General features: G+C 56.0%; 15 protein-coding genes and 3 pseudogenes. 4 read left to right on the top strand and 14 right to left on the bottom strand.

Annotation, left to right across the window (positions count from 1 at the left end; translation table 11 throughout):
- Nucleotides 1-99: 99 nt before the first annotated feature.
- The 7 genes from QTL96_RS31310 to QTL96_RS24785 all read right to left on the bottom strand — a co-directional run bounded on the left by QTL96_RS31310 (nucleotide 100) and on the right by QTL96_RS24785 (nucleotide 7,651).
- Nucleotides 100-411: a LysR family transcriptional regulator gene (locus QTL96_RS31310; RefSeq protein ID WP_081619839.1), complete on the bottom strand. Its 312-nt coding sequence runs from the start codon at nucleotides 409-411 to the stop codon at nucleotides 100-102.
- 84 nt (nucleotides 412-495) lie between these two features.
- Complete coding sequence (locus tag QTL96_RS24810) at nucleotides 496-1,290, bottom strand: ABC transporter ATP-binding protein (protein ID WP_289729578.1); 795 nt, start codon at nucleotides 1,288-1,290, stop codon at nucleotides 496-498.
- Nucleotides 1,287-2,291, bottom strand: coding sequence for an iron ABC transporter permease (locus QTL96_RS24805; RefSeq protein WP_289729577.1), 1,005 nt, complete (start codon nucleotides 2,289-2,291; stop codon nucleotides 1,287-1,289). Before QTL96_RS24805 ends, QTL96_RS24810 begins: the two co-directional genes overlap by 4 nt.
- Nucleotides 2,288-3,244 (bottom strand): iron ABC transporter permease, encoded by a 957-nt coding sequence (locus tag QTL96_RS24800; protein ID WP_289729576.1) that lies wholly within the window; start codon nucleotides 3,242-3,244, stop codon nucleotides 2,288-2,290. Before QTL96_RS24800 ends, QTL96_RS24805 begins: the two co-directional genes overlap by 4 nt.
- A gap of 60 nt (nucleotides 3,245-3,304) precedes the next feature.
- Nucleotides 3,305-4,240: an ABC transporter substrate-binding protein gene (locus QTL96_RS24795; RefSeq protein WP_289729575.1), complete on the bottom strand. Its 936-nt coding sequence runs from the start codon at nucleotides 4,238-4,240 to the stop codon at nucleotides 3,305-3,307.
- A 62-nt stretch (nucleotides 4,241-4,302) separates the two neighbouring features.
- Nucleotides 4,303-6,462: a TonB-dependent siderophore receptor gene (locus QTL96_RS24790; protein ID WP_289729574.1), complete on the bottom strand. Its 2,160-nt coding sequence runs from the start codon at nucleotides 6,460-6,462 to the stop codon at nucleotides 4,303-4,305.
- A 313-nt stretch (nucleotides 6,463-6,775) separates the two neighbouring features.
- Nucleotides 6,776-7,651 carry a MurR/RpiR family transcriptional regulator gene (locus tag QTL96_RS24785; RefSeq protein ID WP_289729573.1) on the bottom strand — a complete coding sequence of 292 codons (876 nt, stop codon included), beginning with the start codon at nucleotides 7,649-7,651 and terminating at the stop codon, nucleotides 6,776-6,778.
- Nucleotides 7,652-8,571: 920 nt separating this feature from the next.
- On the opposite strand from QTL96_RS24785, the gene QTL96_RS24780 reads away from it, so the two are divergent.
- The gene (locus QTL96_RS24780) at nucleotides 8,572-9,465 is read left to right on the top strand and encodes an alpha/beta hydrolase (protein ID WP_289729572.1); all 894 of its coding nucleotides are present in this window, start codon (nucleotides 8,572-8,574) and stop codon (nucleotides 9,463-9,465) included.
- Between the two features lie 154 nt (nucleotides 9,466-9,619).
- Nucleotides 9,620-11,083, top strand: coding sequence for an MDR family MFS transporter (locus QTL96_RS24775; protein ID WP_289729571.1), 1,464 nt, complete (start codon nucleotides 9,620-9,622; stop codon nucleotides 11,081-11,083).
- Nucleotides 11,084-11,185: 102 nt separating this feature from the next.
- Here the strand turns inward: QTL96_RS24775 and QTL96_RS24770 are convergent, their stop codons facing one another.
- The 4 genes from QTL96_RS24770 to QTL96_RS24755 form a co-directional block, all read right to left on the bottom strand.
- Nucleotides 11,186-12,607, bottom strand: a complete 1,422-nt coding sequence (locus QTL96_RS24770) for an aminotransferase class V-fold PLP-dependent enzyme (RefSeq protein WP_289729570.1) — start codon at nucleotides 12,605-12,607, stop codon at nucleotides 11,186-11,188.
- A 137-nt stretch (nucleotides 12,608-12,744) separates the two neighbouring features.
- The gene (gene trpC, locus QTL96_RS24765; protein ID WP_289729569.1) at nucleotides 12,745-13,539 is read right to left on the bottom strand and encodes an indole-3-glycerol phosphate synthase TrpC; all 795 of its coding nucleotides are present in this window, start codon (nucleotides 13,537-13,539) and stop codon (nucleotides 12,745-12,747) included.
- Between the two features lie 71 nt (nucleotides 13,540-13,610).
- A complete protein-coding gene (locus QTL96_RS24760) occupies nucleotides 13,611-14,480 on the bottom strand; it encodes an alpha/beta hydrolase (protein ID WP_289729568.1) in 870 nt (289 codons plus the stop codon).
- A 400-nt stretch (nucleotides 14,481-14,880) separates the two neighbouring features.
- Complete coding sequence (locus QTL96_RS24755; RefSeq protein ID WP_289729629.1) at nucleotides 14,881-16,044, bottom strand: acyl-CoA dehydrogenase family protein; 1,164 nt, start codon at nucleotides 16,042-16,044, stop codon at nucleotides 14,881-14,883.
- Between the two features lie 500 nt (nucleotides 16,045-16,544).
- On the opposite strand from QTL96_RS24755, the pseudogene QTL96_RS24750 reads away from it, so the two are divergent.
- Nucleotides 16,545-16,715, top strand: a pseudogene (locus tag QTL96_RS24750) (aldehyde dehydrogenase family protein); the annotation flags it as partial.
- Between the two features lie 208 nt (nucleotides 16,716-16,923).
- On the opposite strand, the pseudogene QTL96_RS31305 reads toward QTL96_RS24750, so the two are convergent.
- Together QTL96_RS31305 and QTL96_RS24745 are read right to left on the bottom strand one after the other, a co-directional pair.
- Nucleotides 16,924-17,067, bottom strand: a pseudogene (locus tag QTL96_RS31305) (transcriptional repressor TraM); the annotation flags it as partial.
- Nucleotides 17,068-17,247: 180 nt separating this feature from the next.
- Nucleotides 17,248-18,135: a LysR family transcriptional regulator gene (locus QTL96_RS24745; RefSeq protein ID WP_289729567.1), complete on the bottom strand. Its 888-nt coding sequence runs from the start codon at nucleotides 18,133-18,135 to the stop codon at nucleotides 17,248-17,250.
- 207 nt (nucleotides 18,136-18,342) lie between these two features.
- Here QTL96_RS24745 and QTL96_RS24740 point away from each other — a divergent pair, with 207 nt between their 5' ends.
- Nucleotides 18,343-18,588 (top strand): helix-turn-helix domain-containing protein, encoded by a 246-nt coding sequence (locus QTL96_RS24740; RefSeq protein WP_289729566.1) that lies wholly within the window; start codon nucleotides 18,343-18,345, stop codon nucleotides 18,586-18,588.
- Nucleotides 18,589-18,661: 73 nt separating this feature from the next.
- Here QTL96_RS24740 and QTL96_RS24735 read toward each other — a convergent pair.
- Nucleotides 18,662-19,356 (bottom strand): annotated as a pseudogene (locus QTL96_RS24735) (HlyD family type I secretion periplasmic adaptor subunit); the annotation flags it as partial.
- Nucleotides 19,357-19,595: the final 239 nt, after the last annotated feature.

The raw sequence follows: 19,595 nt of genomic DNA, 5'->3' as shown, positions 1-19,595 counted from the left end.
ATCCCATAACGACCCCTCTTACGGGAAGGGGTATTCAATTGAGCCGCGTGCTGCCACAAAAGCACGCGGCTAACCCTACATGTGATGCTGTTAATTAGCTCAGTCCGCACTCCGGTCCCGCGGAGCCTCAGCGGACATAAAGGGGCATGCCGGCAGCACGTCCACTGCCTTCTCCGCCGCAGATACCTCATCCAGAATTCTGAGCGCGTGTTTGTGAAACATCTCCCCAGCCTCAGTCAGACGAAGTTGCCGGGTAGACCGCTCGATCAAAACCCTCCCGATGGTGGCCTCCAATCGCGTCAACGCGCGACTTACTGAGGACTTCGGCATATTGAGCGACCGAGCGGCGCTCGAAATGCTCTTCAGATCTGCGATGAGGGCAAACGCTGCCAAGTCGACAAGGTGAAACATGTGGCTATCGTCCCATCTTTGGTGGGCGAAGTCCACCTTCAAGCTCCCGAACTTTACCCAAACTCCCGCCGAAGCCTGGCGACCTCACGCAACAAAAGGGAGGCACAACGGAGTGCCGTCAATCGGATGTTCAATGACCATTGCTTCAATGCCGAATATCGCTTTGATCAGCCGAGGGGTGAAAACCTCTGCAGGCTTACCGTGTGCAAGAATTTTGCCTCCGCTTACAGCGACGACGTTATCCGCATATTTTGCAGCATGGTTGAGATCGTGGACGACCATCACTACTGTTCGGCCATGGTCGCGATTGAGGCGCTTTAGTAGCTCGAGCACTTCAAACTGATGGGCGATGTCCAGATAGGTCGTCGGCTCGTCGAGAAGAAGGATGGGCGTTTCCTGAGCTAACGCCATGGCAATCCACGCCCTCTGCCGTTGACCGCCGGAAAGCTGGTCCAGTTGCCGCTCCGCCAGCGCGGTCAGACCAGTCGCATCGAGAGAATTTGCGACAACGTCTTCGTCCCGCGAGCTCGGCCGGGACAGAATGCCTCGATGCGGATGCCGGCCAAAGCGGCAAAGCTGACGCACCGTAAGACCTTCCGGTGAGACCGGGCTCTGCGGAAGGAGCGCCAACGCTCGAGCGACGTCGCGACCCGCCAATGTTGCGATTGCCTTTCCGTCGAGGCAGACCGTGCCCGAAAGTGGAGGACTTACACGTCCCAGCGTGCGGAGAAGCGTCGATTTTCCGCTACCGTTCGCGCCGACCAACGCGGTGATGCGGCCATCGGGAATGACGATATCGATGTCTTCGAGGACAACATTCGAAGCATAGCCAAGCTTGAGATTGTGACCAGACAGTCTCGGTTCGTTATCGTGGGTCAATCTGATTTGGCCTCTCGGAAAAGCAAAAAGATCAAATAGGGTCCACCGATGACCGCGGCAACGATCCCGGCAGGTATCTCGTTGGGTAGTGCAACGATTCTGCCAAGCAGGTCCGCAGTCGTCAGGATCAGTGCTCCCAACAGCGCGCTAGTGGTAACCAAGGCCGCCGGTCGAGAGCCTACAAGCAAGCGCGCCGCATGCGGAGCGAGTAGTCCGAGAAACCCGATGCTGCCCACGCTCGCCACGCTGCCCGCGCACAATAGCACCGACACGACGACAAGCCCCCCTCGCAGCAATGTCGGCGACAACCCGATGCTGATCAGCGTTTCATTGGAAAAACCTCCTGCATCGAGGTGTTTAGTGCCAACGAATATGAGCGGCAGACAAGCAATAACCCAGCACGACAGCGCAATCACGTCGGACGATGTGCTGCCATAAACACTGCCTGCGAGCCATACCATTGATTGGTCCGCTCGACTGGGAAACAGGACCATTACGTACTGAACCAAGGCATGTGCAAAAAGGCCCAGCGCAACTCCTGCCAACGCAAATCCGGCTATTCCTCCGGCCAGGAGGCGGCCGATCGCAAAAAGCATCAAGCAACCAGACAGCGAACCGACGATGACCCCGATCGGAATAGCCCATACGGCCCAACTAGGTGGCGTCGAGACACTCACCAAGAACGCACCTAAGCCCGCCCATTTCGTAACTCCGACGACATCTGGGGATGCGAGTGGGTTTCTTAGCGCTCCCTGAAGAAACACGCCGGCCACTGCGAGCGACCCGCCAGCCAACATCGCCACCACAACCCGAGGTCCCCTATACTGCATGACAATAAATTCGTTCTTTCCCCCACCGAATGCGTTGAACACGTCGGCGACACTGAGCGTGACAGCGCCAACTGTCATCGACAGAACGGCCACGGCAAGGGTAAGTCCAAGGACGCCTGTGCATACCCAAAGTACGCGCGATTCTCTAAAAGAGCAGAGGCCGCTGATCATGCCCTCCTGCCCTTCCACAAAATAATAAGGAACGCTGGCGCGCCTATGAGCGCCGTCACGATCCCCACCGGAATTTCGGCCGGGAACGCAGCGGTTCGCCCTAAGATATCTGCAACATTGAGAAGAAGCGCGCCGCCTACAGTGCTAAAAATGACCAAGTTCAGGTGGTCACCTCCCGCGATCTTTCGAACCATGTGAGGCACGAGCAGGCCTATAAAACCTATCGGCCCGCTTACTGATACTGCCGATCCCGCCAGGATGACGATCAGACAAGCGGCGAGGCCGCCCACGCGACGGGAGTTTTGCCCCAACGAGGTACCTGTTGTCTCGTCCAGCGCCAACACGCCAAAATGTCGAGCGGCTAAAATCGCAATTCCAGTACCGATGAGACTGAACGGCAAAACGATCAAGACTTTCGACCATTGTGCTCCGTTGATCGAGCCGGCGAGCCAATAGACGACATCCTGCGCAGCGTTGTTCGAGATCAAAATCGCCTGGACCAAGGCGGAAAGGACAAGCTGGATCGTAATTCCAGCTAAGGCAAGCTTGAGATCGGTCATTGTCCGAGATAACGACAGTGACCACATCGCGATACCAACCGCCGCGGCGCCGGCGAATGCCGGCCAAACGGTACCCCACCCGCGCATCCCGGGAATTGCGATCAGGCATGCCACGATGGCCAAGGAAGCACCCGCGTTGATCCCAAATGTCTGAGGGGATGCCAATCCGTTTCTTGTGAGAGTCTGGATCAACACACCCGCGACAGCCAGATTAGCCCCAACCAAAACCCCGAGTACGGCGCGGGGCAACCTTACCTCCCAAACGAGTGAACTGTCCGGCGATCCATCGGGGAAAAGCAATAGCGCCAGGGCGCGCGAGAGGGGAAGGTTGGCAACACCAAACGAGATCGCGGCCGCTAGAACTATCAACAATAGTCCGAGCAATGCCGCCACCGCGATTAGACGGCTCCTCAAGGCTGTGCTGGTCCGGACATCCACATACCTCAATGGATGTCATCCAGCATGATAGACTTTTGAAAGGACGTCGCGGACAATCAGCTCCGCGGTTTTAAGGCCTCGGAAGCGCGCAAACTGATTGCGGTTCACTTCGAACACGGTCGCATTCTTGACCGCAGATATATTCGCAAATGCGGTGTTTGTTTTCCATTGATCGAAGACCGTGCCTCCATCATCTGTCGCAACGAGAAGAACGTCGGGATTTACTGCAATCAACCTTTCGAGGCTGGCCCCACTTTCAACGGCACTCGACGACTGAAGAGCTGGCGTCAGGCCCATTGCTTTGAATATCGACCCTGTGAAGGACGACGACGTATGAAGGCTCATTGAATCGGTGGTCGCCACCGCCAAAAGAAACCTGCGGCTCTCGTCTTTCGGCACTTTAGCGATCAGGGCTGAAACTACCGCGTCATGCGCAGCTAGAGCACGCTCTCCTCTTGACCTGTCGCCTAAAGCATCCGCAATTTCTACCACCGACTCCCGGATCGTCGGATAGTCGCCTTCCCAACTGTTCAAAACGATCGTCGGGGCGATGGCGCTTAACTGCGCATAAATCGCCGAGTGGCGCACTTCATCGGCTATAATCAAATCAGGGCCGAGTGCGCTGACAAGTTCGAGGTTTGGCTCGAGCCGTGTTCCAACCGAGCCGTAAGCAATCCTCTTACCCAGCAGTTGCTCGATCCGACCAGGCTGGTTGTCGTCACTGATGCCCACGGGCGCAACGTCGAGGGCGTCCAGGGCCTGGACGAATGAAAACTCCAACGCCACTACTCGACTTGGACGTCCCGATATCTCCGTTACCCCGGCGCGATGGGATATCGTCCGGGATTCAGCCGCCGTTGCCGGAGCTGGGAGCACCATGGCCCCTGTCCCGGCGGCCAGAAGGCCGGCACAGAACCGGCGGCGAGAGATCGAGTTCGAAAATTCGGTCAAGAAGATGTCCTGCCTACACAGAGCGAAAGCTCGGCACCATGCGGCACCGAACTATTTCGTTATCAGAAGGCGATGGATGCGTTAACGAAGAATGTGCGCGGCTGTCCGACAAATTTGCCCCCATTGTTGTCGGTGGCGCGGGTGAAGTACTCCTTGTCGAAAAGGTTTTTTACACCGAATGCAAACTTCGGTGCATTCTCCTTGTCTTGCGGTTGGTAGGCAACGCGGAGGTTCACCGTTGCGTAACCCGGGATATCGCCCAGCCGACCAGTTGGATCTTCATCGGTGACGTACGTCGCGCCGTCGGTAGCCGTTCCGGGCGAGTGCTGTTTGGTCTGTGCCGTGACATCGGCATTGAATGCCCAGTCGTTGTACTGATAGCCGGCACCAAGGGATGCTACCTGGCGCGAGTAGAAGGGGAGGTCGCGGTCCTTGAATGCGCCTGCTTTGTAGGTCGCCTCTGTGTAGGTATAGCTCGCGCTCAACGACAAGCCTTCGAGCATAGGCGTGACACTCCCCAGATCGTAGCGCGCGGCTGCTTCGACGCCGCGGTGCTGGGTAGCGCCGAGGTCCGTCCATATCCCTTCACCGACGATCGATCGGCCAAGGTAAAGTTCCTTGTCAAAGTCGATATTGAACAAGGTGAACTCGGCACTAAAGCTGTCACCCTCATAATGGGTGCCAATCTCGTAGGTCGTCGCCTTCTCAGGATGAAGGCCGTCAGTGGTGGATGCGAGCTGGCTGTACTGCTGTGGCCCAAACGAAACGCCGACGTTCGCAAAGACGGTCCACGCATCATTGACCTGGTAGGAAGCCGAAAGGGTCGGGAGAACTTCGCGCGCATCAATTTCCCGGCTGACCGACGTGGTCGTCGTGCCGATATTTACTATGTCATTATGCGTATTGATGATTTCGTATCGTACGCCGGGCGTGATCGTCCAGTTGCCGATCTCGATTTTGTCGTCGATATAGAAGGCATGTGCGGTCGTCCCCCCATCACTCGTTTGATAGGTGTTCATGCTCAGGTTGTTGGGATTGATCCCAGTGGCTCTGTTGTAGAACCCTGTCCGCGCTGCTACTTCCGAACTCTGTTCCCAAAGATATCGGTACCCAATGGTGACTTCCTGCGAGATTCCGCCGAATTCAAATAGGCGCGAGTATCGCGGTTCGATACCATAATACTCGTAGCTTCGGGGAGCGGAGGTGAGGCGATATAGGCCAGCGCTCGCGCCTGTACCCTGTTGCTCCACATTGCTGCCGCGAAATGAGTTGACGTAGTATCCGAGTAGCTCGAAGTTGTTCTCACCGTCATCATGTTGATATCGTAGCGAGATGTCGTTCCGACGACCGGTGAAGTTGTCGTACTTTTTGGTAGACTGGTATGGATCAGCGTCATACTCAGCGGTCGTCAGGCCGCCTGGCATTTTGCCCTCGCCCTCGTAATGATGAAACTGGGCACTCAGCTTGTCAGTATCGGAAAGCTCATAACTTCCCTTCAATATGATATCATCGATATCCGATCGGTCATTGCTATCGCGATATCCTTCCCCATGGATCCCGGAATAAAGAATAGCCCCACCCAAGCCATCAGCGTTCGTACCGCCGATGAGGACGCTGGGCGTTGCTTTCACGTTGCCGTTGTTGCCTGCGATTTCAGCGCCGGACGAGAACCTAGCGGTGAAATTTTCTGGGATTGGGTTCGTGACAAAATTGATAATCCCGCCGACGTTCTGCGGGCCATAGCGCACGGACCCCGCGCCACGGACGACATCGATCGTATCGACGTTTCCCAAGACGAGCGGAAATAGAGAAAGCTGAGGCTGCCCATAAGGGGCGTAGGACAACGGGATCCCATCCATCAGCACCGTCGAACGCGGGGAAAGACGGGATGTAAGGCCGCGAACTCCCAAATTCAGCGACACATCGCTGCCGCCAGTCCCGTTACTATCCTGCACCTGGACCCCAGGAACCAACCTCAACGCGTCTCGGACATTCTGAGCCCCGCTTTCTTCGATCTGCTGTTGATCGACAATCGTACGTGCGCCCGCATGCTTCAGGACTTTCTCAGCGTTTGGTTTGTCCAGCCAATTGCCTGTGATGGCGATCGTATCTAGAATAGTCGCCGCTTCGTCGTCCTTGGCTTCCTGTGCGAGCGCGACACACGGCAACATGGCTGAAGTCGCAAGCAAAGTGAAAATCAATCGGCTCTGTCTATAAATCATTGAAATCCCTCGGCGACATAGACAACACAGGTATCCCGGGCGCGGAAGCGACTACTTCCCGCCGGATTGGAAATTGGCAACAAGGATGCCTGTCGGATCGATAACGACAAGCCGAACTCGAGCCGGCATGTAACCAGCCCTTGATCAATTCATTTGGCCGGCTGCAAGCGGCTCGAATCCCTCGGTCATTATCGCGACAACCAGAGGCCAGCGCGACAATGTCGTGAGCACTACATTATTGCAGCATGCATTTCAATAAACATAACTATAATAATCATGTTATTTGCACGAAATCTACGGTCAGCATCCACTTTCACCTGGTGCTGATCGCGGCACGCAATTTTGATAGACGCGCCTTGCTGTCAATCGCTTGCTTCTGATTGCGGACCGCCACACCGTAAGAAAGAATGTCAGCGATCACGAGCGCTCCAAGGCTCCAACTGGCTAACTTCGACGGCGTGCTCGTGCATGTGATCAAAGCCGAGACCATGCCCTCATAAGTGGCCTTCAGCTGAACGCCGCATATCAAAATGACTTTGCATCCGATCTCTGAGATTTGGCGTACGACGAGTTTGAGTTCATCAGCGTCCCGAAGGGCATGAAACATCACGACGACGTCGTCGCGGCGCAAGTCGAGGAGCTGGTTAGCAAGAGTGAAGCCGGATGCACCCGAACAGCGTGTCCGAAGCCCCACCCTGCTGAGCGCTACAGAGCAATGGATTGCTTCTGCTTCCGAGGTCCCGATACCCAGACACCATACAGTGTCTGCCTGCTCCAAGATTGACACCGCGTGGGAGACTTCGTTTTCGTCAAACTGCTCTTCGGTCGCGGTGACCACTTCCCGCGCAGCTTCGAACATCTGCTTGGCAACGTTGGTCAAATTCTCCCCCGTCGCGCGAAACCGATGCTCGAGTCGTTCGGACGTAGGAAGAGTTTGCGCCATGACCCTGCTGCAGATACGCTTCAGCTCCGGCAGTCCGCTGAAGCCCAATCGACGAGCCGCGCGGATGACGGTCGCATCGCTGGTACCTGTTTCGGCAGCGATTTCTTCGGCACTTCGAAAGATGAGAACGTCGATCGGCATGGAAACGAGATGCTCGGCAACGACTAGCTCCGAGCGACTTAGATTCGTCCGGTTTCGGTCGAAGTGATCCTTCAATACCGATGACGTCCGATCGTGTACTTCCATGCAATGAACCTTCCCGTGAACTAAGAAGGCAGATACCTGAAAAGCGTTCAGAATACAAAACTGAAGTTGCCTGATTGACGAGTGACAGCGAAAAGCGGCCTGCAAGCACCGACCGACAAAAAGGCGTATCAACGCTGCATTAGGCACGGCCAGAAATCGGTGTGGCGACGTCGACGTTCATCGCCTGATGGGTACCGCGCAACTTGCTTCTGACGTCTATCGACGGCAATCTTCGCGCTGCCGCGCGTCACCAGCTCAAAAGAACTAGCTGCGCGTTCCCTCGAAGGTACTACATTATCGTCGATTGGACGACAATTTCGGCGAGTTTGCTACGTCAGCAGGATGTTCCCGGCGTGAGTGCTCGGCAACCGGTCGATGCCCCTTGATGTGGGACCAATCCCGATAGGTTTCTCGTGTTGCAAATGTAACCGCTAAATCCCGCTTTCTAAATAGCCAGGCAGCAAAAACGCTCCAGCTTTCCGAAAACCGAGATGGAGGATGCATGAACTGCAGTGACTACCGGGATCACGTACGGCGAATCGAAGGTGCAGACAGCTTCGGCAGAGCGATCAGTTTCCCATGTTCATACACGGCTGGTGTGGCAATCGCACTATGCGGAATAGTGATGGCGTGCTTCTTGGTCGTGCCCTCTCAGTCAGCGCGCATGTCTCATCAGGCCTTCTCCCGCGAGCATCAAGACAGCCACGTGCACCTGAGAGACGACAGCCCGTTTCTCTGGCTTGGCTTCGGCAATCCTAGCGAAGGGCCTTAGCACTCGGAAACCGACGAAATTATCTCCACCAGAAGGACGTGGGTAGCTCTCCCGTTACGTTTGCAACCCGCCGCGCACGTTTTTGACATCGCTACAAAACGCCGAAGCTGGAACGTCTTCACAATAATTGATGTGAAGGAACTCAGCAGTGTACTCGACCGTGAATGGGACAGCCCTTTTCTTTGATGTCCAAGGATCAGCGCTTGAGAGCATCGACGGCGTGCTCCGAGAAAAACCGGTTATCATCGCGCTTCATGGTGGCCTTGGCTTCGATCATGGGTATCTTCGGGATGGGCTAGGACCGTTGGCGGACCTTGCACAGGTTATTTATGTCGATCTACGTAGCCAGGGACGATCGGAGAGATCACCGCTCGAGACGGCTACGCTGGAGCAAATGGCTGACGATGTCGTAGGGTTGGCGCAGAACTTGGGAGTGACGAAGCCTTTTGTGTTTGGTCACTCCGCAGGCGGGTTCGTTGCCCTGCACATCGCGCTTCGCTACCCGGGCTTCGCAAAGGGGCTATTGCTGGCGGGAACATCGCCAACGGTCCTTCCGATCGAGGATGTGCCTGGGACACGCGCCCCCTCACTTGCCGATCGTGCTTCGCCGGAGGCATTGGAGGCGGCCTCGCGGCTCTTCGGAGGCGACATTACAAGAGAGACCGTATTTCAGTTCTTCGAGAAAGTCGGACCTTACTACGCGGGTCCCGCTAACGAGCGGCTCACGGCACGCCTCATGCGATCGACGCTACCTAATATCGACATGATGAAGCATTTCATGACCGAACTGGCCCCCAAGTACGATCTCAGAGGCGCATTGGACCGTATCTCCGCGCCAGCGCTAGTGATGGTCGGTTCCTATGACTGGGTGTGTCCGCCGCGAGCGAGCCGATGCCTGGTTGAAGGGATCGAAAAGGCGATCTTCGTAGAATTCAAGCATTCCGGACATTTCCTGTTTTCTGAAGAGCCCGACGAGTTTCGCAACGTCGTCACCGATTTCTTCGGCTCCGTGGACTGGTGCGGGCCTCCCACATCGTCGTGAGTCAATGAACACCTCTTATCAGCCGATTTATGGCGGATACGAGGCGCATCAGACACGACTGCCGTCTCGCTGAAACCCCAGCTCAGCTCGGAGCGCTCTAGGCAACAATCACGCCATTCGAAAGCCGTCACGCTTTTTTACTCGAAAGCCCACCATGCCTGGCATCACCACATCTACCAATCGCAATCTCGTCGTCGCTTCAATTTTACTAGCGACGTTCATGATCGCGACCGAAGCGACAGTCGTCGCCACAGCGATGCCAAACATAGTTGGCGAGCTTGGGGGATTCTCACGTTACAGCTGGGTCTTTGCCGCCTTCCTCTTTGCCCAGTGCACGACCATGATGATTTATGGGAAACTTGCCGATATCCACGGCCGTCGACCCATCCTCATGATCGGTATCGCTTTGTTTCTCGGCGGCTCGCTTCTTTGCGGTTTCGCTTCGTCTCTCCTATCTCTCATTGCGTTCCGCGCGCTACAGGGCATTGGAGCCGGAGCTATTCAGCCCCTGACGATCACGATCGTGGGCGATTTATACAAATTGGAGGAACGTGGACGGGTTCAAGGTCTAGCCGCCGGTGTCTGGGCGGCGTCGGCTGTCATCGGCCCTCTAGCCGGCGCGTTGATCGTCGATGCGCTAAACTGGGCTTGGATTTTCTGGATCAACATACCAATCGGTATTTTAGCGCTTGTCGGCTTTGGCATTTTTCTGCGCGAGAACCCACCGCGACGCTACTCTCACATCGATTACACCGGCATGCTGCTATTTATAGTAGCAATGGTGACTTTGCTCGTCATTGTTACCGAGTTTGACGCCGGACGACCTATCTTGGCATGCTTGGCTTTAACGTGCGTCGTGAGTGGCGCATTGTTCATCAGAGCAGAACAAAGGACAGCCGAACCGATCATCTCACTCGCTCTCTGGGGTAAGCGCCCTATCGCAACCAGCATCGCGGCGAACTTCTTCGCGGGTATTGCATTGATCGGCATCACGACCGTACTCCCTCTATATGTTCAGGGCGTATTGGGGCGATCGCCCATGGTCTCTGGCACTGCTCTCGCAGCTCTCATCGTGGGATGGCCGTTGTCTACATTTCTTGCGAGGCGTTTCTACAAGTCGGTGGGCATCCGCAATACCCTCCAAGGAGGCAGTCTGATGCTGCCGGCAGGCGCGTTGCTACTGCTTTTCCTCAATCCCGCAACTCATCCGGCGGTCGCGGCGACGGGAGCTTTTCTGATGGGGTTTGGTATGGGCTTACTCAGTCTGACAAGCATAGCCGTAGTTCAGGACAGTGTTGAGTGGTCGTTGCGAGGATCGGCGACCGCATCCGTGATGTTTGCGCGCACGCTTGGAAATACCCTGGGAGCCACGGCCTTAGGATCGATCATAAATATCGGTATCGATCGCTATGGATATGGGCGATTGTCTGCGTTGATCCACGCTTCGTTGAGCGAGACCAACGGTCTAAGCACGCTCGCTTCCGTTCGCGAGCTACAGTTGGTTTTCGACAAGTCGTTGCACTGGGCATTCGCTGGCATTGTGGTCGCCGCCACCTGCGCCTTCATAGCCGCGCTCCTAATGCCCGCCGGTCGGTGCTCAGCCCAGGGTGAGAGCTGAGCTTTTTACGCGAGCCCGCAATTCCCATTCTAGGGGCAACGGCCCTTTTTTGCTTCAGCGGATAGATGGCTTCATCGCGACAGCGGTCATCAGTCGACCCAGCTAACCACCATTCACTGCCGCCCGATAAGAGCCGATGATGGATTGTGCGGCACGGCGGCCCTCTTCGACGTCCGTAAGGTAGTTGGTGACCGAAATCCGCATAACAGATTTCCCCTTCCAGCGGGCACCTCCCGCAAAAACCTCGCCGGTTTCCTGTATCAGTTGAATTACCCTTGCGGTAAGCGAGTCTCCGTCCAGCGCTACACCACCGCCGAAGCTGACGACAATCTGGTTCAATACAACGGTGTTCAGGACTTCAATACCGGGCTCGCCCGACAGGATCGAAGCCATCTCAGACGCGGCATCGCAATTCCTCTCTACGATCGCGCTCACTCCATCCCGTCCAAGGTGTTTGATAACGGCCCAGGTGGCAAAGCCACGGGCACGTCGGGACAATTCGGGGACGTACTGTGCGGGATCGCGTTCGTAGTCTGAGGCTACGGGCAGATAACTCGCCGACATGGTCATCGCGCGACGGTGCGAAAGCTCATCGCGAACGAACGCGTAGCCACCGTCGTACGGGACCTGAAGCCATTTATGACCATCGGTGGCCCAACTGTCCGCACGTTCTACGCCGGTAGCAAGATGCCTCTTGTTGACTGAAGCCCTAGCCCACAGGCCAAATGCTCCATCAATATGCACCCAAGCTCCTGCGCTCTTGGCCAAGGGGATTAACTCGTCGAAATTGTCAAAGGCCCCCGTGTTGATTTGCCCGGCTTGAAGAATCACGAGGATCAGGGCGCCTTGAGTTTTCAACTGACCCAAACGGGTTGTGAACTCGCCTACATCGATCCTGCCATCTTCATCGGTCGGAATTCGTTCGACACGCTCGTGTCCCAGTCCTAGATATTGCAGCGCCGAGAAGATCGTGGTGTGGGCGTCGTCGCCGATCACAACGGTTATCGGAGGAGCGCCAAATAGACCTCTGGCGTCGGCATCCCATCCGACTCCTCGCAAAAGCGAACTGCGCGCCGCGGCCAAGCAGGTGAAGTTCGCAGCAGTCGCACCAGTCACGAAGCCTACGGAGCTTTCACGAGGCAAACCAAGAAGCTCAAGCAGCCAGCGGGCAGCAACTGTCTCCGCGGCGGCGGCAGAAGGGGCAGCCATATGATTGCCTGCGTTCTGCCCCCACGCCGAAGCCATAAAATCTGCAGCTACTCCCACGGGATGTGATCCACCCATCACCCAACCGAAGAATCGCGGCCCGGTCGGCATGTGCAGACCAGGCTCTGCCTTTTCCCAAAGCTCTTCCAGGGCATCTTGCATTGAGCTGCTGTGCTCGGGCAGCGGTTCGTCGAACGCTTCCAGCGAAGAAGCGTAGTCTTGGGATGGCCGCTGCGGCCGGTCACGAATTTTCTCCCGGAACCGCGCCGCCCGATCGGCGGCAGCGGCGAAGAGGGAAGCGATGCCATTTTCGTACATTGTGGACCTCAGGTAACTTCTTCAAAAGGGCAGAGCCCATGAAGCCAAAAATCCATCAGCGCCATTCGCAGGCGATTTCAAAACCGCCTTGGCTCATTTCGTATGTAACAGGGTACCGCATCGTTCGTCGGGAAGCATCATTCGCCGAGTAGTTCCCTTGTCGCAGCGGCCACATCGCTCTTGCGCATTAAGCTCTCGCCTACGAGAAAGGTCGTGATGTCTGACGATGATTTCAGCCTGACGCAATCACTGTGATCCAGAATCCCGCTTTCCGCCACAATAATTCGGTCGTCCGGGACGAGTGTTGAGAGACGCTCGCTCGTGGCGAGATCGACGTTGAAGGTGCGCAGATCGCGGTTATTGATTCCGAGAAGCATCGAAGTGCACTTCAACGCTCTCTCCATCTCCCATTCGTCATGTATTTCCAACAGCACATCCATGCCGAGGCTGAATGCCTCGTCCTCGAGACGTTTTGCGCCGTCATCCGAGAGACACGCCATGATGAGCAGGATGCAATCCGCTCCCCAAGCTCGGGCCTCGTTCACTTGGTAGACGTCGAACATGAAGTCTTTCCGAAGTGCAGGCAGCGAGCAGGCTTGTCTAGCCGCGGCAAGAAACTCCGGAGCACCTTGGAAACTTGGCTTGTCCGTGAGCACCGATAGACACGCTGCGCCCCCACGTTCGTAAGACGCCGCGAGCGAGGGTGGATCAAAATCAGGTCGTATCAGCCCTTTCGACGGGCTTGCCTTTTTGATCTCCGCTATAAGGCCAAATTCTCCGGCCTCCTTCTTGCTGGCGAGGGCTCGCGCGAAGCCACGTGGCGCTTCCTGATCGGCGTGTCTTGCCTTGAGATCCGCCATTGGGACGGACTGTTTCGCGGCGGCGATCTCCTCGAGCTTGTACGCTTCGATCTTCTTGAGAATGTCAGTCACTTGGTTTCCCTTTCTATCATGGAGTTGGGTTCCATTCATTCCGACGAAAGAGCGGACGCCGGGTTGGGCCGTCATCCGGCCTTGTTCCAAAGGTTGGCCATGTGGCCGTATCTGGGATATCCTGAGTAGCCCTCGTTCAGATCATGAGCGAAGCCTCTAAGCAGCTGGTTGAATACGTCCGGTGCCGACCAATGCGGGGCGTGACCGACATGGCGTATCCGCAGACACTGGCGGGCCCATAAGTTCGGAATCACGAGACTGTCAACATAGTCGAGGTCGATTATGGGATCATCGGCTCCGTTTATGACAGCTATCGGAAAAGGGCTGTTCTGGACGACTTCGCGTTGGTTGCAGCTCAATCCGTCACGCATGCCAGTCACGAGTATTTCGCGGAACCGCGCGTCCGTACGGACGGCGGATTGCCGCATTAGCGGGACCGCCAAGGGATCGAGCGACGTCGAGATGTACTCTGATGCGTCCTCTGCCGACCAGATCGTTTTGCTTGACAGAGCTACTCGCGGCGGCGGCTTTAACCCTTGAGTGTAATACTCTGCGGCGGGAGCTGTGCCGGAAAGTACCAACGCCCGAACATCATCGAACCTAGAAGCGACCTCGATCGCAATTTCCCCGCCAAGCGACCACCCGACCAATATAATGTCGGAAAGACCGAGATAGGCGATCAGATCCAAAACGGTGTTGGCGAGCCCCGGTATCACGTAGGTTCTGGCGGGATCATACGCGTCTGACGACGCACCATGTCCGGGCAGATCGAATGCTATGAGCCGATGCTCTTCGGCCAACCTGCTTTCGAACTGTTTCGCAAAGACAGCTCGCGTTGTGGAGCCGCTATGAATGAAAAGGATCGGGCTTCCGCGCCCGACTTCTTCAACGGCAATGCTGGCTCGAGGCGTCTCGATGCGGTAGTGAATTCGCTGGGTCATTGTGCACCGTGGGCTATCGATTGATCAGAACGCGCGCGCTATCGAAATTAACGGCGCGGACGTTGCTGATGCCCAATGATTGTCCCGGATCATTCATTCATCAGAATTACGGAATATGCGGTTTGAGTTACCACTGTCATCTTCCGACGCTACCTCCCCGCCGATCGCGGAGACCAATCGAACAGAGTTGGTTGGAAGCCATACCACATGCAACTTCGCATCCCTTGGTGACGCAGCGAATCCGGATCGATAGAATCGACTGAATGAGTGGAGCTGAGATGTCTCTTGAGGATACCGGCTTTGCACTGGCGCAGAGCAACGCGGACTAACGACATCAGGTTTGGCCGGCTTTGTGTCGGCCCCAAGCTAAAGTCTCCTCAATGCCTGGAGCCATCCAAAGTCACCCATTCGACGCGAAGAGCGCATTGCCACCGCTGTTAGACGCGGCCTCATCGAAGAGAGCCCTGCCGCCGGTGATGAAGTTTGCACGTTGGATGAGTCCATGCTGTGTCGCAACCTGAATATCTCTAAGTCGCCGCTGTAGCGGGCAGTCTTCGTAAACCGCAGCGCTACCACCCAGCTCGAAACATTTTCGCACGATCTCCAGGGCCACGGTCGCGACGTGGACGCCTAGCTGAATTGTGTTCGGCAGGGAGGCGGCGTCACTGTGCGTGTTGTGGACAACATCTCCCCACACCAAGTCCACCTGTCTGTCGAGAGCTACTTGGGTGGCCTTGAGTTTGGCCTCGCACCATCCAAGTTCAAAATACGCACTTTGACGACGAAGGAGTGCTGGGCCGCTTTCGGCGGGCTTCATGATCTCAATGACGTCGTCCATCGCCGCGCGAGCGAGTCCCAGGTGGACAGCGCCGTGCATGAGCGCAAAAAGATGCGGTGGCCGCCTGTAGAGCGCGCTGTCGATTGTGAGCTCCCCTTCGGCGATCGAAAAGACAAAGTCGTCCGGAACAAAAACGTTGTCGACCTGCAAGTGGTGGCTCCCGGTCCCCCGAAGTCCCATGGCTCGCCATGTCTGATCAACGCGTACTTTTTCTGCGGGAAGCAACATTGCCTTTGTTACCGGTCCATCGGGCTTCTCTTCCTTGAAGCAAGTCAAAATCCAATCCGCGGCCATGCAACCGCTCGCCAGCGGCCAGCGCCCGGTGATGCGCCAGCCATCTTCTACCCGCCGTCCGATTCCAGCTGCCAAGGCGGAGCCCGCCACAATCTGATCAGGACCGTTCCGATAAATGTGTTCAAGCGAAGCCATCGGGAGCTTCGGAAGGACAAGGCAGCCACCGCTTGTGATGGATGCCACCCAGCCCATCGAAGCGTCTACTCTCGAGATATCTCGGATCAGCGCGAGAGCTTCCGGAAAAGATCGTTCCTCGCCTCCAAATTGCTTCGGAGCGAACATCCGGAAGATGCCAAGCCCTCTAAACCCTTCAACGACTGGACCGGGGAGGTGGCTCAACTCCTCCATCGCCTCGATATGCGGCTCAAGCATCAAGCTTAAGGCATTGATATTTTGAGATTTTTCGATTTCATTTGCGAAGCGATGATCCATCTGCAACTTTATCTCCAGCGGCCCCATCAGAGGTGACGAATGTGATTTGCGCAGCGAAACGATAGAGGGGGCGAGCTACGAGGTTGATGTCGACGGCTCCTAAACGGGCTACATTTGAAACGGTGCTGGGTGGTCTTGGCCGCGGTCATTGCCTAACCGCTGTCGTGACGTCACCCCACGAGGCCGTCGCCTTGTTGTCGCATCTGGGCGTCACCCAACCATCGTTCGAGCCAAAGCGATCGTCGCCTGGGAAAGGAACTGTCAGGATTTGAGGTGGCAAGCAATTCGAAGGTGATCACGGGGCAGGAAACGCTGCGCTAACCCGGGGAGAACGGTTGGCGTGTTTAGAACGCGTCAATATCTGGCGTAGGGCGGTTGCAACATAGATAATCAAGCTCTCGACGACGTTTCTGACGGGGACGTCTTGCAGGGGAACTAACGGCCTTTCCGCCAACAGAACCCAGTTCGATTCCCTAACCTTCGCGGATGCGACCTTTCACAACCTTGGTCAATCCATAGACGCAGGGATGCTGACGGTGAACCACAACGGCCTGGCAATTCCCGAGGTGTCGTCCGGTGGAGTAAAGGACTCCGGCTATGGAACGAAAGGTGGTTCAGAAGCAATCGAAGCGCATCTCGCGACAAAATATCTGACCACTTACAACGCATAATTAAAGATATATCGGACGGCACCGTGCGACTATCACATCAAAAAGGCCTGCGGTGACCGGCGGGCCTCGCGTCGTTTACGCACCCTAGCGAACAATCTTCTCCAAGACTGCTTCCCGAATAAGGCTTCCGAGAAGAATTTCGACTTCCTCGCCGTCTTCCGTGTCCAGCACGCAATCATAGCGGACGATTGCGTCGGCGGCCGCTATCTCAGAAAGAGCTAATGCTTGTGCTTGCAGGCGAAGAAGCGCCCGATGCTTCTGCGATTTTCATTAGGTCGCGATGTCTTTTGATCGCAGTGATCGCGAGCTGCTCGACAACCGGTTCCGGGATGCTTTGAAAAGACCGACAACGGGCCGTAAATTCAGATCTCGTGACTCATTGTGTGGGGTGTTCATCTTAGTTCCTTAGCCTAGCACGAAGCACTCCGGACGTCGGTTCGTGCGTGAAGGCGCTGCCGCTGACATTTAGGGGCATTGATGCGATCGCATTTCCAATGCAGTTTTGCATTTTGCCGGTGAAGTGAAGGCAACATCACCCCTGCCGCACCATCGATTTCGCGATGTCAACGATATCATCGCGGGACGCGGTCGGATCCTCCTTCGACCATGCAATGCCAAGCCCGATCTTGAAGTCGATTCCCTTCACCTTCTTGAGCACGAAGCTGCGGTTCGGGATATCGGTCGTCCACTCGGGTGCGAAACCGATGCCAAGACCGGCAGAGACGAGAGAGACCAGGGAATAGGTGTCGTCACAGCTATAGGCAACGTTCTTGGTCAGGTCGTATTCCTCGAACTTCTCATTAAAGTACCGCTCGGTGAAGGAGAGGTTCTGCCGGTTGAAGGCAATGATCTTCTGATCGCGTAGGTCTTCGATCGAGATCTCATTGAGTGATGCCAGAGGATTGCTCTCGGCAACAGCCAAAAGATAGCGTTCATGGGCGACGGAGAAGAAGCGCAGCGATCCGATGTTTTCGACCGGCCTGATGAAGCCGAGGTTGAGCTGTCCGGTCTCCAGCCCGCGGATGATGTCTCCGGTGTTTCCCGAGGCGATATGGATGCGGACATCGGGGAACTTGCGGGCGATCTTGCCGAGGAACAGGGGCAGCATGCCCATGGTGGCTGGATAGACAGTACCAATCTTGATCTGGCGGATGCGACTTCCGCCTGCGGCGCGTGTCAGCTCGGTCGTCAGCTCCATCTCGCTGAGGATGCGAACAGCACGATCGTAGAACGTCTCCCCTGCCCGCGTCAGCTCGACCCGACGTGTCGAGCGGATGAACAACGGACATCCAAGCTCCCTCTCCAGCGCCATGACATGGTTGCTGAGCGCTGGCTGGGCGATGTTCATCTTGATCGCAGCACGACCGAAGTGAAGCTCCTCGGCAACAGCTCGGAAAAGGGATAGTTGGCGGAGTTCCACTTTTACCCCGCTACGACAAGAGTGAAGAAAGACGGCAAGCCAGCGTGACGGTTGATAAAGTTCTGCTATTGTCGGAATCAGCCATGATCCGAGCTCCTGACAGCTTAGGTTTTGGCAGGCCGCATCCGGTGGCGAAAACACCGATGCGGCCGCTTGAACCTAAATGTTGCATATGAACGAAAATGTTTCAATGAGAAATTGGAAAATATGAGCGAAATCACCGGGGCTCAGATACGAGCGGCGAGAGCGCTTCTTAAATGGTCGGCGGAAGATCTCGCCGAGACAGCGGGTGTGGGACTTTCAACGATACGACGTGCCGAAGCCGAGAATGGAGTACCTTCCATCACAGCCGCCAACCTGAAGCTCATTCGAATGACATTGGAAAATGGCGGGGTCCTGTTTCTTTCGAGCGAAGGTGGTGGGGTTGGGGTTCGTTTCAAAGAGCCCAACTGATGCCTAACACGACGTCTGATGCCCATTCGGGGCGATCATCATTGCAGGGCCACTTGACTGGGCAAATGTCCAATCATTCCTCTCGAAATGCATGCGCCACCTGGTCAGTGAACGGCTTAGCGAGATAAGCGAGCGCCGTACGCTCATCGGTGTGTACGAACGCTTCCATCGGCATTCCCGCGAGTGGCGCGAGTTCACCAAGTCTTGCCCATTTGGTATCGAGAACGAGCACTCGAAACTATAGTACGTCTGGCCGTTTTTTTGGTCCTCGGTCGAATCTGCAGCAATCTTGGAAATAGCCTGGGGTGCCTTAATGTCCATTTGCCTGATCTCGTCTTCTGCTGCGACAAGACGTTCGGAATATTCGCCTAGCTCGCTTTCGGCCTGGCGAAGTTGATCTGATATCTCGGTTCGTTGATCATCGTCGACTTGAATGATTTGTAGTCCTGTTTCCGCAATCTCGCCGTTGGTCTCGGCAGTTGAGGCAATCAAGCTTCCAAGCTCGCCGTCTAGATCGGCAGCGTCCCTCTGCAAAGCGTAGACCCGAGTTGTCGGTATAATGCCCTGGTCGAGGAGCGGCTCGAGACTGGCAAGTTCCTTTACGATGATCCTTATTGCTTCAAGCTTGCCATACTGTTGGGCTGTGAGACCATCAGATTGTTTCGAGAGTTGCTGAATTCGTTCGGTCAGCTGAGCCTTGCGGCCCTTCTTCGATAGACGGCGATTATCAAATAGCTGCTGTTCACCATTCAACACCGCGGCAACATCAACAAGATTGCGGTCTCGAAGCAAGGCCTCGGGGCCCCTCGCGCCGCGCGGAAAGTTCACCGAGTCGTTTTACGCCTTCTCCTCGATTGTCATTCACACGTTGCGCGTGAGCCGACTTATCATATGATTTTCGATCGAATCATGTGAGATTCTATGGCGTTGGCGGGTCGCCGGCGAACAACTTTAGTACAAATCTTCAAACCGCAGGCAGCCTCAGTTCAGTGCATATCGGCAAATCA

The sequence above is a fragment of the Rhizobium sp. S163 genome, assembly GCF_030380805.1.
GTDB lineage: Bacteria > Pseudomonadota > Alphaproteobacteria > Rhizobiales > Rhizobiaceae > Rhizobium.
The sequence above is the reverse complement of the archived record's forward strand: the minus strand, read 5'-3'. Positions and strand labels throughout refer to the sequence as shown.

What these genes read in the sequence shown, in the direction of transcription:
- QTL96_RS31310 (WP_081619839.1), bottom strand. Translation starts at nt 411, where the DNA reads ATGTTTCACCTTGTCGACTTGGCAGCGTTTGCCCTCATCGCAGATCTG.
- QTL96_RS24805 (WP_289729577.1), bottom strand. Translation starts at nt 2,291, where the DNA reads ATGATCAGCGGCCTCTGCTCTTTTAGAGAATCGCGCGTACTTTGGGTA.
- QTL96_RS24740 (WP_289729566.1), top strand. Translation starts at nt 18,343, where the DNA reads ATGAGCGAAATCACCGGGGCTCAGATACGAGCGGCGAGAGCGCTTCTT.
- QTL96_RS24775 (WP_289729571.1), top strand. Translation starts at nt 9,620, where the DNA reads ATGCCTGGCATCACCACATCTACCAATCGCAATCTCGTCGTCGCTTCA.
- QTL96_RS24790 (WP_289729574.1), bottom strand. Translation starts at nt 6,462, where the DNA reads ATGATTTATAGACAGAGCCGATTGATTTTCACTTTGCTTGCGACTTCA.
- QTL96_RS24760 (WP_289729568.1), bottom strand. Translation starts at nt 14,480, where the DNA reads ATGACCCAGCGAATTCACTACCGCATCGAGACGCCTCGAGCCAGCATT.
- QTL96_RS24770 (WP_289729570.1), bottom strand. Translation starts at nt 12,607, where the DNA reads ATGTACGAAAATGGCATCGCTTCCCTCTTCGCCGCTGCCGCCGATCGG.
- QTL96_RS24755 (WP_289729629.1), bottom strand. Translation starts at nt 16,044, where the DNA reads ATGGATCATCGCTTCGCAAATGAAATCGAAAAATCTCAAAATATCAAT.
- QTL96_RS24785 (WP_289729573.1), bottom strand. Translation starts at nt 7,651, where the DNA reads ATGGAAGTACACGATCGGACGTCATCGGTATTGAAGGATCACTTCGAC.